Origin of the sequence: Streptomyces sp. CoH27 (assembly GCF_020181035.1) — a bacterium.
GTDB classification, from domain to species: domain Bacteria; phylum Actinomycetota; class Actinomycetes; order Streptomycetales; family Streptomycetaceae; genus Streptomyces; species Streptomyces camelliae.
The window spans coordinates 20,651-33,893 of record NZ_JAIQYY010000026.1; the positions used below are offsets into that span (position 1 = coordinate 20,651).

Annotated in this window: 12 protein-coding genes and 2 pseudogenes; 7 read left to right on the plus strand and 7 right to left on the minus strand. The window is 70.1% G+C overall.

The genetic code is table 11. From position 1 onward, the window contains the following. Position 1: 1 nt before the first annotated feature. Positions 2 to 1,525, minus strand: a complete 1,524-nt coding sequence (locus LE548_RS35210) for an MFS transporter (RefSeq protein ID WP_225101099.1) — start codon at positions 1,523 to 1,525, stop codon at positions 2 to 4. A 273-nt stretch (positions 1,526 to 1,798) separates the two neighbouring features. Here LE548_RS35210 and LE548_RS35215 point away from each other — a divergent pair, with 273 nt between their 5' ends. After that, positions 1,799 to 2,293: a MarR family winged helix-turn-helix transcriptional regulator gene (locus LE548_RS35215; RefSeq protein WP_225101100.1), complete on the plus strand. Its 495-nt coding sequence runs from the start codon at positions 1,799 to 1,801 to the stop codon at positions 2,291 to 2,293. A 91-nt stretch (positions 2,294 to 2,384) separates the two neighbouring features. On the opposite strand, the gene LE548_RS35220 is transcribed toward LE548_RS35215, so the two are convergent. Further along, complete coding sequence (locus LE548_RS35220) at positions 2,385 to 3,812, minus strand: M14 family zinc carboxypeptidase (protein ID WP_225101101.1); 1,428 nt, start codon at positions 3,810 to 3,812, stop codon at positions 2,385 to 2,387. A 187-nt stretch (positions 3,813 to 3,999) separates the two neighbouring features. Here LE548_RS35220 and LE548_RS35225 point away from each other — a divergent pair, with 187 nt between their 5' ends. After that, complete coding sequence (locus LE548_RS35225) at positions 4,000 to 5,154, plus strand: permease (protein WP_225101102.1); 1,155 nt, start codon at positions 4,000 to 4,002, stop codon at positions 5,152 to 5,154. A gap of 40 nt (positions 5,155 to 5,194) precedes the next feature. Here LE548_RS35225 and LE548_RS35230 read toward each other — a convergent pair. Continuing rightward, positions 5,195 to 5,605 (minus strand): annotated as a pseudogene (locus LE548_RS35230) (hypothetical protein); the annotation flags it as partial. Between the two features lie 262 nt (positions 5,606 to 5,867). On the opposite strand from LE548_RS35230, the gene LE548_RS45650 reads away from it, so the two are divergent. Next, positions 5,868 to 6,002 carry a hypothetical protein gene (locus tag LE548_RS45650; RefSeq protein WP_263636946.1) on the plus strand — a complete coding sequence of 45 codons (135 nt, stop codon included), beginning with the start codon at positions 5,868 to 5,870 and terminating at the stop codon, positions 6,000 to 6,002. A gap of 19 nt (positions 6,003 to 6,021) precedes the next feature. Here the strand turns inward: LE548_RS45650 and LE548_RS35235 are convergent. From LE548_RS35235 to LE548_RS35245, 3 genes and pseudogenes are all read right to left on the minus strand, one after another. Further along, positions 6,022 to 7,029: pseudogene (locus LE548_RS35235) on the minus strand (IS5 family transposase). Positions 7,030 to 7,102: 73 nt separating this feature from the next. Beyond that, the gene (locus tag LE548_RS35240) at positions 7,103 to 7,969 is read right to left on the minus strand and encodes an NAD(P)H-binding protein (protein ID WP_225101103.1); all 867 of its coding nucleotides are present in this window, start codon (positions 7,967 to 7,969) and stop codon (positions 7,103 to 7,105) included. Positions 7,970 to 8,190: 221 nt separating this feature from the next. Next, entirely contained in the window at positions 8,191 to 8,961 is a 771-nt protein-coding gene (locus tag LE548_RS35245) for a maleylpyruvate isomerase N-terminal domain-containing protein (protein ID WP_225101104.1), read from the minus strand. A 192-nt stretch (positions 8,962 to 9,153) separates the two neighbouring features. Between LE548_RS35245 and LE548_RS35250 the strand changes: the two genes are divergently transcribed. The 4 genes from LE548_RS35250 to LE548_RS35265 all read left to right on the plus strand — a co-directional run bounded on the left by LE548_RS35250 (position 9,154) and on the right by LE548_RS35265 (position 12,921). Continuing rightward, positions 9,154 to 10,020 carry a polysaccharide deacetylase family protein gene (locus tag LE548_RS35250; protein ID WP_263636947.1) on the plus strand — a complete coding sequence of 289 codons (867 nt, stop codon included), beginning with the start codon at positions 9,154 to 9,156 and terminating at the stop codon, positions 10,018 to 10,020. Positions 10,021 to 10,140: 120 nt separating this feature from the next. Beyond that, a complete protein-coding gene (locus LE548_RS35255) occupies positions 10,141 to 10,560 on the plus strand; it encodes a YciI family protein (protein WP_225101106.1) in 420 nt (139 codons plus the stop codon). A gap of 5 nt (positions 10,561 to 10,565) precedes the next feature. Beyond that, positions 10,566 to 11,711, plus strand: coding sequence for an RNA polymerase sigma factor (locus LE548_RS35260; RefSeq protein ID WP_225101179.1), 1,146 nt, complete (start codon positions 10,566 to 10,568; stop codon positions 11,709 to 11,711). Positions 11,712 to 12,156: 445 nt separating this feature from the next. Then, positions 12,157 to 12,921, plus strand: coding sequence for an SDR family oxidoreductase (locus LE548_RS35265; RefSeq protein WP_225101107.1), 765 nt, complete (start codon positions 12,157 to 12,159; stop codon positions 12,919 to 12,921). Here LE548_RS35265 and LE548_RS35270 read toward each other — a convergent pair. After that, a complete protein-coding gene (locus LE548_RS35270; RefSeq protein WP_225101108.1) occupies positions 12,906 to 13,184 on the minus strand; it encodes a hypothetical protein in 279 nt (92 codons plus the stop codon). The genes LE548_RS35265 and LE548_RS35270 overlap by 16 nt on opposite strands. Positions 13,185 to 13,243 lie beyond the last annotated feature (59 nt).

The window sequence follows — 13,243 nt, forward strand, 5'->3', positions numbered from 1 at the left end:
CTCAGGTCTGCCGGGAGTGCACGGGGTTGTTGGCGACCTCGTCGGGGCACTTCCGGCATGGTCTGCGCAGGTGCCGGTCGCGCCGCCAGTCGAACGACGCGAGGGCCAGGGACGCAGCCATGGCGACGAGGGCGGCGCTCAGCGCGGTGACGAGCGCGCCTCGGTAGTCGCTGGTCCTGCCGAGCGTGACGTAGAAGAGTCCGGGCAGCGTGGCGGTGCCCAGCGCGGCGCCCAGCCGCTGCCCGGTCTGCAGGGCGCCGCCGGCGGCCCCGGCCATACGGACCGGGACGTCGCGCAGGGTCATGGTGATGTTGGGGGAGACCACGAAGCCGCTGCCGGTGCCGCCGAGGAACAGCAGGGGAGCGGCGGCCCAGGGCGCCGTGTCGAGGGGCGCGTAGCGCAGCAGCAGCGCGGTGCCGCCCAGGCCGGCGATCACGCTGACCAGACCGCAGACGGTGAGTGTGCGGCCGAAGCGCTCCACGAGCCGGCCGGCGATCACGGCGGCACTCGCCGAGCCCAGGGCGAAGGGCGTGACGGCCAGCCCGGAGCGGAGCGGGGAGTAGCCCAGGCCGTGCTGGTAGAAGAGCGCGAAGACCAGCCAGACACCGCTGAACCCGATGAAGTACAGGGTGCCGACTCCGGCGCCGACGGCGTAGCCGCGCACGGTGGTGAACAGCCGCGGGTCGAGCAGCGGCTGGCCGCCCCGGGCGACGAGTCGGTGCTGCCGGCGGGCGAAGACGGCGAGGAGCACGGCGCCGGCGGGAAACAGCCACCACAGCCGGCCGATGCCCCCGGATTCCGCTTGGACCAGTGGGAACATGAGCGCCAGGACCCCGAGGCCGAGAAGCAGAATGCCGGGCGCATCCACCCGGCCGTGCCGGTGGCCGGAGCGGGTGACGCGGGGCAGCAGGCGGCGGCCCAGGAGGACGGCGACGATGCCGATGGGGACGTTGACGTAGAAGATCCAGCGCCAGCCCTGGGCGCCGGCGGCGAGGGCGAGGATGGCGCCGCCGGTGAGGGGGCCGACGGCGGAGGAGAAGCCGACGGTGGCGCCGAAGAAGCCGAAGGCGCGACCGCGTTCGGCACCGCGGAACAGCTGCTGGATGAGCGCGGAGTTCTGCGGGGCCATGAATCCGGCCGCCAGTCCCTGGGCGAGCCGGGCCACGACCAGCAGCGTGATGTCGGGGGCCGCTCCGCAGGCCGCGCTGAAGACCACGAAGCCGCTGAGGGCGAGCAGAAAGATACGGCGCCGGTCCAGCGCGTCACCGAGTCGGCCGGCGGTGACGAGGGCGAGGGCGAAGGCGAGGGCGTAGCCGGAGACCACCCACTGCACCTCGGCAGCGGAGGCGTGCAGGTCACGCTGGATGGTGGGTAGGGCGACCGCCACGATCGTCACGTCCAGCAGGCTCATGAAGCCGGCCACCAGGGTCACCCACAGGGCCCGCCATCGCTGCGGGTCCGGCTCGTATCCGGCCTCCTGGGGGCCCTGGTCACGGCCGCCCGCCGCCGGCGTCGACGCAGTCACGTGGGCTCCTCTCACCCGGTGCGCACCCGGATGGACCGCGTTCCCCACCAGCCCACAGGCACACCCCACAGCCTGCAACCGGAAACCCTCCGCGGAGAAGGCCCCGACCATGGGACAAGCGTTCCGTCACACTCTGTGGCTCCCGCCGCGCGCGGTGTGAAAGGTTTGTCCGAGTCGAGTCCCGCCGCGGCCGCTCCACCGAGCATGGCGCGGGCCGCCGTGCGGCATGATCGAGCGCAAGCTGTGCGGGTACGAGGAGAGGGGCGCGAAGCCGTGCGGGAACAGGCGGAGATCTCGACGCCGCAGGAGGCTGCGAACAACGCGCTGGTGCTGGCGTTCGGGCGGTTGCAGGGTGCCGCGAACCGGTTGGGGTACATCCTGGGCCGGTCCCTGGAGCAGGAGTGCGGTATCAGCCACCTCATGTACGAGGTACTGCTGATCCTGGGGCGCGCCGGTGAGCCGGGGCTGTCGATGCGGGCCGTCGCGCAGGAGCAGGTGCTGACCACGGGTGGCGCGACGCGTCTGGTGGACCGGATGGAGGCGGTGGGACTTGTCGAGCGGGCCGAGGATCCCGGCGACCGGCGCGGCCGGCTGGTACGGCTGACCCGGAAGGGCGCGCAGACCACCGTGGCCGCTTCCCGTGTGCACATGGAGAACATCCACCGTTACTTCCTGGAGCCGCTTCCGCCGGAGGACCGCGACCGGTTCGCCGAGGACTTGCGGATCCTCAGTCACGCGGCCCGGGACGAGCTGCCCCGTCTGCCCTGACGGCCTGCTCGGCGGCATACAGGGCGCGCCCCTCCCGGTGCGACGGTGGGAGGGACACGCCCACGATGTGTGCCGCCGGGGCGCGCTGGCGTCAGTTACCTGTGGCGGACGTGGTCGTGTACGGGGACGTGGCGTGCTGGGCGGCGTACAGGAGGGCGGGTTCGATCTTCGGCCAGAAGTAGCTGTCCTGGCAGGAGTACGCCGGAGTGAAGCCGTCGCAGCCGACGCCGTCGCTGTCGCCGATCTCGATGGTGAAGCTGGCCAGACCGAGCTTGTCGTAGGTCCAGTCGTCGGTCCCGCCGGAGGCGTTGTAGAGGATCTCGCCCGCCTGGCCGTACTGATAGCCGGTCAGTGAGGCCATGTGGGCGGCGAGCGCGCGCAGTGCGGTGTCGTTGCCGGTGTGCACGGTGGCCTTGTACTCCCAGGGGAAGAGCACCATGCTGGCGTCGCTGTGCATGGTGATCATCATGCCCTTGGCGTTCGTCGGCGCCGGGGCGGTGTCGCTGGTGCCGGTGCGCACCGCGGGGAACAGCTCGCGGAAGAGGTTCTCCAGCGCGGTGTTCTCCACCTCGGAGTCGCTCGCGGGACCGCCGTAGGTCTGGTCGCAGGCCGCGCTGGAGGTGCCGGCGGTGTCCCAGTGAGTGCCGGCGTTGCGGTTGAGGTCGACGCCGATCTGGCTGTAGGCGCTCACCCCGCACTGGGAGCCGTGCGCGTCGTCGGCGTTCTTGCGTTGCAGGACGGGGTCGTCGCCGCCGGCCGCGACCATGTCGACACCGTCGGGGTTGGCGTCCGGTACGACCCACATCTCGGTGGTGTTCATCAGCTGGGTGATCGCCGAGTCCTTGCCGTAGCCGTTGGTCAGCGCGTCGATCCAGCGGTACGACATCTCACCGGTCGTCAGTTCGCGGGCGTGGATCTGACTCATCAGGAAGAACCGGGGCTTGGCCGAGTTCGGGCTGAGCGCGCAGTCGCCGGCCTGGATCTTGGTGATGCATATCGCCTTGAGGTCGCGGCCGCCCCGGCCCTGCTTCTTGAGCCACGACTGCCCGTACGTCACCACCTTGGCGAGATCGGGGTGTTGGGACGCGGTGGTGTCCATGTGGGAGTACTGGGCGGTGACCGTGTGGTAGCCGCCGTCGTAGGTGTCGCCGACGGCGTGCGGCGTCACGATGGCGGAGGGGATCGCCTCGGTCAGGGTGGTGGCGATCGCCGGGGTGAAGCCGAGCCGTCGCAGTCCGGCGGCGGTCGACGCGTTACCGGCGACGAACAGGTTGTCGCCCTGCCGTTTCTCCAGCAGGTCGTATCCGGAGTCGACGAGGCGTTCGGCGTCGGCGCGCGGATTGCGTGTGGGCACGCGGTAGATGACGACCGTACGCTGCCCGCCGTGGGCGTGGCCGGTGGTGGTGGCGCGGCCCGCTGTGGCGTCCTTGCCGGTGCCGGCCTGCGCGACCTGCGGCAGCAGGGCAGCGGCGGCGATGAGGGCACCGGCGGTCAGGCCCGCCAGGCGTTTGTATGCCATGGAGGTGACCTTTCGTGGGGGATGGACCCTCCTCAATATGGCATGTCCATGGTGAGAATGGCATGGGGTGTACGGCATGGACCGTGCGACGAGGCCCTGCCGAGCCGGGCGTTCGCCCGTGCCGGCACCCCCGTCGGCGGGCGTGTCCGCCTGCCGTGCGCCGCACCGCGCAGGGAAGACTTCACAGATGCACGCCGTACTGCACGCTCTGTCGATCACGGGGTCCATGACCTGGGAGATCACCTGGGCCCTGATCCTGGGATTCGCCCTGTCCGCCGTCGTCCAGGCCGTGGTCCGCACATCGACCGTCGTGTCCCTGCTCGGCGACGACCGGCCCCGCACCCTGGCCCTCTCCGCCGGTCTGGGCGTGGCGTCCTCGTCCTGCTCCTACGCCGCCGTGGCGCTGGCGCGGTCGCTGTTCCGCAAGGGTGCGAACTTCACGGCCGCGATGGCCTTCGAGATCGCCTCGACCAACCTCGTCATCGAACTCGGTGTCATCCTGGCGCTGCTGATGGGCTGGCAGTTCACCGTCGCCGAGTTCGTCGGCGGCCCGATCATGATCATCGCGCTGGCTGTCCTGTTCCGGCTGTTCCTGCGCTCGGGGCTCCTGCGCCAGGCCCGTGAACAGGCGGAGCGGGGCCGTGCCGGGTCGATGGAGGGCCACGCCGCGATGGACATGTCCGTGCGACGCGACGGCGCCTTCGCCCGGCGGCTGTTCTCCCGCGAGGGCTTCACCGCCACCAGTCACGTGTTCGTCATGGAGTGGGCGGCGATCCTGCGCGACCTGGTCGGCGGTCTGCTCATCGCCGGCGCCATCGCCGCCTGGGTCCCGGACTCGTTCTGGCGGACCTTCTTCTTCGACGGGCACCCGCTCGCCGCCAGGCTGTGGGGACCCCTCGTCGGCCCGCTGGTGGCGATCGCCTCGTTCGTGTGCTCCATCGGCAACGTGCCGCTGGCGGTGGTGCTGTGGAAGGGAGGGATCAGCTTCGGCGGGGTGGTGGCGTTCATCTTCGCCGACCTGCTGATCCTGCCGATCCTGAACATCTACCGGAAGTACTACGGAGCGAGGATGGCCGCCTTCCTCCTCGGCACCTTCTACCTCGCGATGGCCGTCGCCGGATACATCGTGGAGTTCGCCTTCGGCGGACTCGGCCTGATCCCCGACCAGGCCGACGCGAAGGTCCCCATGGAAGGCATCCGCTGGAACTACACCACCTGGCTCAACATCGCCTTCCTCGGCTTCGCCGCCGTGCTCCTGGTGCGGTTCCTGCGGACCGGCGGGCTGTCCATGCTGCGCATGATGGGCGGTTCACCCGACACCGGCCGGCACCACGGTGCCTAGTCCGGAGGCGGGGGCGTGTCGTGGGTCCGGTATATCGCCTGTACGTCTTGAAGGCGATCGCCTCGCGCAGCCGGGCGCGCTGCTTCTCGGCGGCCTCCGTGGCCTCCTTGCGGGCCTCGATGGTGGCCCACAGCTGTTCGGGGGTCAGCGGAGCGAGCCCGTCGAGCGCCTCGAAGACCGGGGCGGCGTTGACCGTCCACGCCGACGACGACGTGACGGTCACGGGGACGTCGTCGTCGACGAGCTTGCGGACGACGGACTCCGCGCAGCCGGTGGTCAGATCGGGGGCGCCCGCGGTGACGTCGTACCTCCATACGATCAGCCACTCGTGCCACGGCCGGACGCAGCGGACCAGCCCGGCGCCGATGCCGCCGACCGTCGCGCCCGGAGCGAGCACCCAGCAGAGGGTGGACGGACGGTGCGCGGTGTACCGGGCCAGGTCCGCCTCGAAGGGCCCGACGGCGAGCGCCGATGCTCCGTCAGTGTCGTGGCAGAAGGCGTGAGTTCGGCAACATTTCCGGGCCACGTGTACCGCTCCAGCATGCGCAGCGCGTCGAGCGTCCAGGTCGGCGCCGCCCGTCCCGGCACAGGGCGTGGAGCAGCCCCGGGAGCAAGTTCCGTATCCCTCGGGGCGTTCGGGGCGTTCGGGCAGTGCAGACAGGGCGATCGAGCGACAGCGGTCCGGCCGCCCGCTGACGACGGGGCGTCGGCGCGTGGCGCAGCCACGGCTCGCCGGGCCGCGGCAACACCTCGTCCAGCCCGTGGGCACGGACGTGGGGCTGCCGCGCCGTTACCGGGAACTGGCCAAAGTCGCCCTCACCGCCATGGCCACGTGCGTCGGGCGCTAGGGCGCGTATCGAGTCGTGATCAAGAGGTGACCTGGCTGAGGGCTTTGATCCAGATCACTGCGGCGCGGAGGTGGAGGCCGGCGAGGTAGCTCTCTGGGGTCTTGTCGTATCGGGTGGCGATGCCTCGACAGGCCTTGAGCTTGCTGATCAGGCGCTCGACGGTGTTCCTCTCCTTGTAAAGGTCGGCGTCGTGGCTGACGCGCCGACCGCCCCTGCTGCCCTTCTTCTTCCGGTTGGCGGCCTGGTCTCTCTTCTCCGGGATCACTGCCTTGATGCCACGTTGGCGCAGGTGAGCCCGGTTTCCGCGAGAGGAGTAGGTCTTGTCCCCGGCGACCGCGTCCGGCCGGATGCGGGGGCGGCCGACGGGGCCGCGGACCCGGAACTTCCCCAGCACGGGGATGAACTGCGGGCTGTCCGCGGCCTGGCCTGCGGTCAGGATGAACCCCAGCGGTCGGCACGTGCGGTCGGCGGCGAGGTGGACCTTGCTGGTCTGCCCGCCCCTGGATCGTCCGAGGAGAGCGGCCTTCAGCCGGAGTTTTTGCCGACGCCGGACGCGCCGTCGCACTTCCCGCTCGGGGTAGGTCTCGGCGTCCTGCCCGTTTCGTTCTTCAAGGCTGCCCCTTTTGACCTGGCCTTCTCCTCCCCCACGGCGAGGCGGCCTTCTCCAACGCGGTGAGGACGTCCCGGTCCAGGTGCATCCCGGCAGCGTCGTGGTGAGCGCGCGCGGTGGTGGAATCGATGCTGACCAGGGACAGGTCCACCTCACCCCGCTTCGCCGCTTCTGCGATCAGGCCCTCCAGCAGGGCCTCGAAGACGCCGCCGTCACGCCACTGCCGGAAGCGGTGGTGAACGGTCGACCAGGCACCGAACTCCCGCGGCATCTCCCGCCACTGCCCGCCGGTCTTGAACCGCCAGATCACGGCCTCGAACTGCTCCGCAGTCGCTCGGGGTACGGGCCGTACCTGCCGATCGGCAGGTACGGCCCGATGGACTCCCACTCCTCGTCCGTAAGTTGCGCTCGCGTCACGCAAGATGATCTACCGATCCAGGACCCGCCGCGAGCGCGAATCCCGCAGATCGATCGCCACTCGATGTCCGACCTAGCGGAAACTGTCCGCGTGCTCTTCCGCCCATGAGCGGAACGTGCGCGCCGGCGCTCCGATGATCTCTTCCACCGTGGATGTGATCAGGTTCGATTCGGGTCGAGTATCAGCGCTGGCCAACAGGGCCTCGACGAGAGCGGGTGGCCTGCCGTCGGCGAGCATCCGCTGACGTGCGACCTCTACCGGGACCTTCTCGAAGCGCGCAGGGTGGCCGATCGCTTCCCCGATCGTGTGTACCTGCTCGGCTCTGCTGAGTACCTGCGGGCCGGTCAGGACGTGTTTCATACCCGCATGCCCGTCATCGGTCAGCGCATGTACCGCCACGGCCGCGACGTCGCGTTCGTGGATCACCGCCGTGGCGGCGATGTCGGGACCACGAACGACGTGCGTGGTGCGGATCTGCTCGGCCCACCCTCGCGCGTTGGAGGCGATGGTGTTCGACCGTAGGAAAGTCCACTCCACGCCGGACCTTTCGATCAGCCGTTCCATGTCGGCGTGGAGCTGGTTGATCGGGTCGGTCTGGCGTTCGGCGTCTTCGTTCACACCCGACGATGAGAGATAGACGATGCGGCGGGCATGCCCCGCAATCGCCTCCAGTACGGCAGGGGCGCCCTCAGTCGTAAGGAACGGCCAGATCAAGAACACCGTGTCGCTCCCGGCCAGTGCTCCCTCCAGCGTGTCCGGCCGGGTCAGGTCCCCGCCCACGACCTTGACCCCCTCAGGTAGCTCGGCCAACTCGGGCTCACGCGCCAATGCACGCACGGCGGTATCTGTGGCCAGGAGTTGGACAACAACGTGTCGGCCGACATTGCCGGTCGCGCCCATCACAAGAATCTCACCCATGATCAGCTCAGCCTCGGCCATACCTAAGGTATTCCGAGACGGCCCCGAGATGCTCCATGACGCGGTCGAACTGCTGCCGCGGCCACGCCGGGCACAGGCCGTACTCGCCGATCGGCGAGTACGGCCCGATGAACACCCACTCCTCGTCCGTCAGTTGCGCTCGCGTCGTGCAAGATGACCCACCGGTCCAGGACCCGTCGCGAGGGCGACTCCCGCAGATTGATCACGACTCGATACGCGCCCTAGTAGCCGCCCAAGAGGGTCCGTACCGTGCGCAGGGTCTCCGGGCCGGCGGCACTGTGCCAGCGTGTCGGGTCGGCGGGGCGGCGGCCCCAGAGCAGCAGGACGCGTACGGCGGCGTCGCTCTCGATGGTGGCGGGGCCCTCGGGGGTGGCGAGGCGGATGGTGCCGCCGTCCGTGTCGGCGCTCACCACGACATCGTCCGTGCCCGGTGTGCGCAGTCGGCACTCGATCCGCCCGTCGGGTCCGAGATCCAGGCCGGCGCGGCCACGCTCCAGCAGGGGGCGGCCGACCGAGACCACGCTGTGCTCCGTCATCCACGGCTCGTTGAGCGCCTGCACCGCGGTCCGGTCGTCGCCGGTCAGGTCCCAGCGATGCAGGATCAGTTCCTCGCGCATGTGCTCGGCGAAGAAGGGGGCCGTCACGGACCGCCCGGTCCACATGATCTTCGTGTCCGGGGACAGATGACGTGCGGCGGCCGCGGCGACCTCGGTGAGTTTTTCGCAGTTGTTCAGGAACGCCGGCCAGAGGTCCGAGTCGGGCATCCGCCGATAGGGCTGCTCACGTTCGAACCCCCTGGTCGGCACCGGTGTGCCTGCAAGAAACGCCTGAAGAACGCGGGCCAACTCCTCGGCGTTGCCCGTCTGGTGGATCAGGACGTCCCGGACCGTCCAGGCTTCGCACCATGTGCCGTCGTCGGGCCGCCGGGCCTGTGCCGCACGCATGAAGGGGACCAGCTCCGGCAGGGTTTCCTCGACCCGGGATGGAATCATGCGCCATGGGTAGCCCGCCCGGTCGCCGGTGAAACCATCCGGATCGTAGGCTCATCAGCCCGGTGGCCCACGGCTCCGTACCGTGTAGTGAATTCACACCTGGCTATTGATCTCTTCTTCGCTTGGCGGGGTTATCTTCATCGGTAGATCATGGTCGTAGTCTCAGCTGAGGTCGGTACGGTGAAGCGGAACATGCATCGGGGCAAGTGGTACCGGTCGGTGGCGGGGACGGTCCTGGCAGCCCTGGCAGTCGGCGGGTGCAGCACCGGCGGCGGCAGCGGAAGCGGTCATGCCGGCCTCGCCTCGAAGCCCCCCGCGCCCAGCGACACCGCCGGCACCAGGGCCGGCGCTCCTGACGTCGGGGCCGCGGCCTGGCACAAGTGGGGCCTGGCGCCGCTGCCGGCGGCCCCGCAGCCGCCGGCCGACAAGCCGGTGAAACTCTCCGCCACCGGAACCGTCCCGGTCTTCACCCACATAGTGACCACGCAGAAGGTCGTCTTCATCACCGTGGACGACGGTCAGGAGAAGGACCCCAAGTTCATCGACATGATGCGGGACCTGCGGATTCCGATCACGATGTTCCTGATGAACGACGTCATCAAATCCGACTACGGGTACTTCAAGTCATTGCAGGCGCTGGGCAACCACATCCAGAACCACACCCTGCATCACCCCGTCATGAGCACCATCCCGCTGGCCCGCCAGAAGGAAGAGGTGTGCGGCGACCAGAAGATCCTCACCAAGGAGTACGGCACCGCGCCGCTGCTGTTCCGTCCCCCCTACGGCGCGTACAACGCCAACACCAAGATCGCGGTCGGTGAGTGCGGCCCCCGCGCGATCGTGTGGTGGCGGGAGTCCATGCAGATCCGCAACATGCAGTACCAGGCACCGGACAAGAAGCTGCGTCCCGGCGACATCATCCTGGCGCATTTCCGCGGGCCCAGTGAACTCAAGGGCGCCACGATGACCCAGATGTTCGCCAACCTGCTCCGGTCCATCCAGGCGCAGGGCTTCGCCGTAGCCCGCCTTGAGGACTACATCCAGCCACCGGCCGGCTGAACCCCGCCCCCGAGGAGGCCAGAAAAAAACTTCGGCGGCGATGTCGAGAACCTGTGGCCGGCTCCGTCCCCGAGGTGAATGCGACCACAATGGGTCGCCCCAGCACCGAGGAGAGACACGATGGCCAAGTACCTGCTGCTCAAGCTCTACCGCGGCGCTCCGGCTCCGGTGAACAACGTGCCGATGGACCAGTGGACGCCGGAGGAGGTCTCGGCCCACGTCCAGTACATGAACGACTTCGCGGCCCGACTGGAGAAGACCGGTGAATTCGTCGACGGTCAGGCGCTCGCCCCCGAGGGGGCGTGGGTCCGGTACGACGGTGAGGGGCGCCCGCCGGTCACCGACGGCCCGTTCGCCGAGACCAAGGACCTCATCGCCGGCTGGATGGTGATCGACGTCGACAACTACGAGCGCGCCGTCGAGCTGGCCGGAGAACTGTCGGCCGCCCCCGGGGCGGGCGGGAAGCCGATCCACGAGTGGCTGGAGGTGCGCCCGTTCCTGGCCGCGCAGCCCACCGTCACGGAGTGCCATTTCAAGTGACGCAGATGGACGAGGCCCTGCTCAGGAGCCTCACGCCGGGCGTGCTCGCCATCCTCGTCCGCCGCGGAGCCGACTTCGCGGCGGCCGAGGACGCCGTACAGGACGCGCTGGTCGAGGCGGTCCGCGTCTGGCCGGCCGACCCACCACGGGACCCGAAGGGCTGGCTGGTCACCGTGGCCTGGCGCCGGTTCCTCGACGCGAGGCGGGCGGACGCCGCCCGCCGCCGGCGTGAGGACCTCGTGGACGAGGAGCCGGCGCCCGGGCCCGCGGCCGACGTGGACGACACGCTCCAGCTCTACTTCCTGTGCGCCCACCCGTCACTGACGCCGTCGTCCGCGGTCGCGCTCACCCTGCGCGCCGTGGGCGGGCTCACCACCCGCCAGATCGCCCAGGCCTACCTGGTGCCCGAGGCGACCATGGCCCAGCGCATCAGCCGGGCCAAGCGCACCGTCTCCGGCGTCCGGTTCGATCAGCCGGGCGACGTGGCCACCGTGCTGCGCGTCCTCTACCTGGTCTTCAACGAGGGCTACTCCGGCGATGTCGACCTCGCCGCCGAGGCCATCCGGCTCACCCGGCAGCTGGCGGCCGCGATCGAGCACCCCGAGGTGGCGGGGCTGCTCGCGCTCATGCTGCTCCACCACGCCCGACGTGCCGCCCGGACCGCGCCCGACGGCAGCCTGGTGCCGCTCGCCGAGCAGGACCGGAGCCGATGGGACACCGCGTCGATCGCCGAGGGCGTCGAGATCCTGCAGGCGGCCCTCGCCCGCGACCGGCTGGGCGAGTTCCAGGCCCAGGCCGCCATCGCCGCACTCCACGCCGACGCGCCCACCGCGGAGGAGACCGACTGGGTGCAGATCGTCGAGTGGTACGACGAGCTCGCGCGCCTGACCGACAGCCCGGTCGTCCGGCTCAACCGCGCGGTCGCCGTCGGCGAGGCCGACGGAGCGCGCGCCGGCCTGGCGGCGCTCGCGGAGCTGGACTCGGCCCTGCCGCGCCACACCGCGGTGGCGGCGTACCTCCACGAGCGCGACGGCGACCTCGCGACGGCGGCACGGCTGTACGCCGAGGCGGCCCAAAAGGCACCCAACCTCGCCGAGCGCGTCCACCTGACACGCCAGGCCGCCCGCCTCAATTCCCGCCGGCGTCGCTGACCGAGGGGTCTATGGCGTGGAAGCCTCCCGGCGACCGCGGGCGCGCCGACGGTACCCGGTCCAGCGGTCGGCTCCCCGCCGGGCCTCGGGATGCCGGGCCGGCGCCCGGCGGGTGGCGGCGAGGTCCTTCGGTGGCACCGTCAGCCACAGCTGGGTGCGTGGAGGCAGCCCGAGCTGCCCTCGGCCGGAGCCGGGTGCAGGCTCAGCCGCGCGGCCTGCTCGGGGGCGAGGCGTCCTGTTCGGTGAGGACACCCCGATCCGGACCTCCACCGCGGCCCTGGCCGAGGCCACGCGACGGGCTCGACCCTCCGGCACGCCGATCGGATCTGCCGAGATGCTGAGACGCCCGCACGGTGATTCCTTGGTACGGGCGTATTCCGACCGCAGCTCTCGGCCGAAGGTCCGGTGTGCGTGCCCCTTCCTGCCTGTGATCGAGGAGGCTGTCATGGTCGATGCCCCGGACAAGACGCTCGGCGGCAAGGTCGCCTTCGTCGGCGGTGCGTCCCGCAATCTCGGCGGACTGATCAGCACCACCCTGGGCGCCGAGGGCGCGAAGGTGGCCGTCCACTACAACAGCGACGCGTCCCGGGCCAAGGCCGAGAACGTGGTCGCGCAGATCAACAGCGGCCCCGGCGAGGCGTTCGCGCTCCAGGCCGACCTGACGAAGCCGGACGAGGTCGAGCGGGTCTTCGAGGAGGTCGTGGGCAGGTTCGGCAGGCTCGACTACAGCGTCAACACCGCCGGGATGGTGCTGAAGAAGCCCCTCACCGAGATCACGGAGGAGGAGTACGACCGGATGTTCGCGGTCAACTCCAAGGCCGCCTTCTTCGTGATGCGCGAGGCGGCCCGCCGTATCGAGGACGGCGGGAAGATCATCACGATCGTCACCTCGCTGCTCGCCGCCTACACCGGCCTGTACTCCGCCTACGCGGGCAGCAAGGCCCCGGTCGAGCACTTCACCCGCGCCCTGCCCAAGGAACTGTTCGGCCGGAACATCTCGGTCAACACCATCGCCCCCGGCCCGATGGACACCTCGTTCTTCTACCCGGCCGAGGACGACGACTCCATCGCCTATCACAAGTCCTCCGCCATGAACGGCGACCTCACCAAGATCCAGGACATCGTGCCGTGGGTGCGGCACCTGCTGACGAACGGCTGGTGGGCCAACGGCCAGACCCTGTTCGTCAACGGCGGCTACACCACCCGCTGACCCGCGCTGTCCGGCTGCTGTGGACCCTTGCCGGGCCCGGCAGGGCGACCGGCCTCCAGATGGTGCAGGAGATGGCCGGTCCGGTCGGCCAACTGGGTCACCTGTCGTGAGGAGAGTGCGTCGAAGACGAGGGTGCGGACCGCTTCGACATGCCCGGGGGCGGCCTGTTCGATGGTGGTTCGGCCGGTGGACGTGAGGCGGAAGGTGGCGCCGCGCCGGTCGGTCTGGCATTCCTCCCGTTCGACCAGGCCCCGGCGCTGCATCCGGGTGAGCTGATGCCTTCCACGCCGCTAGAGGCCTCGTCAACATGGCCAGCAGGATG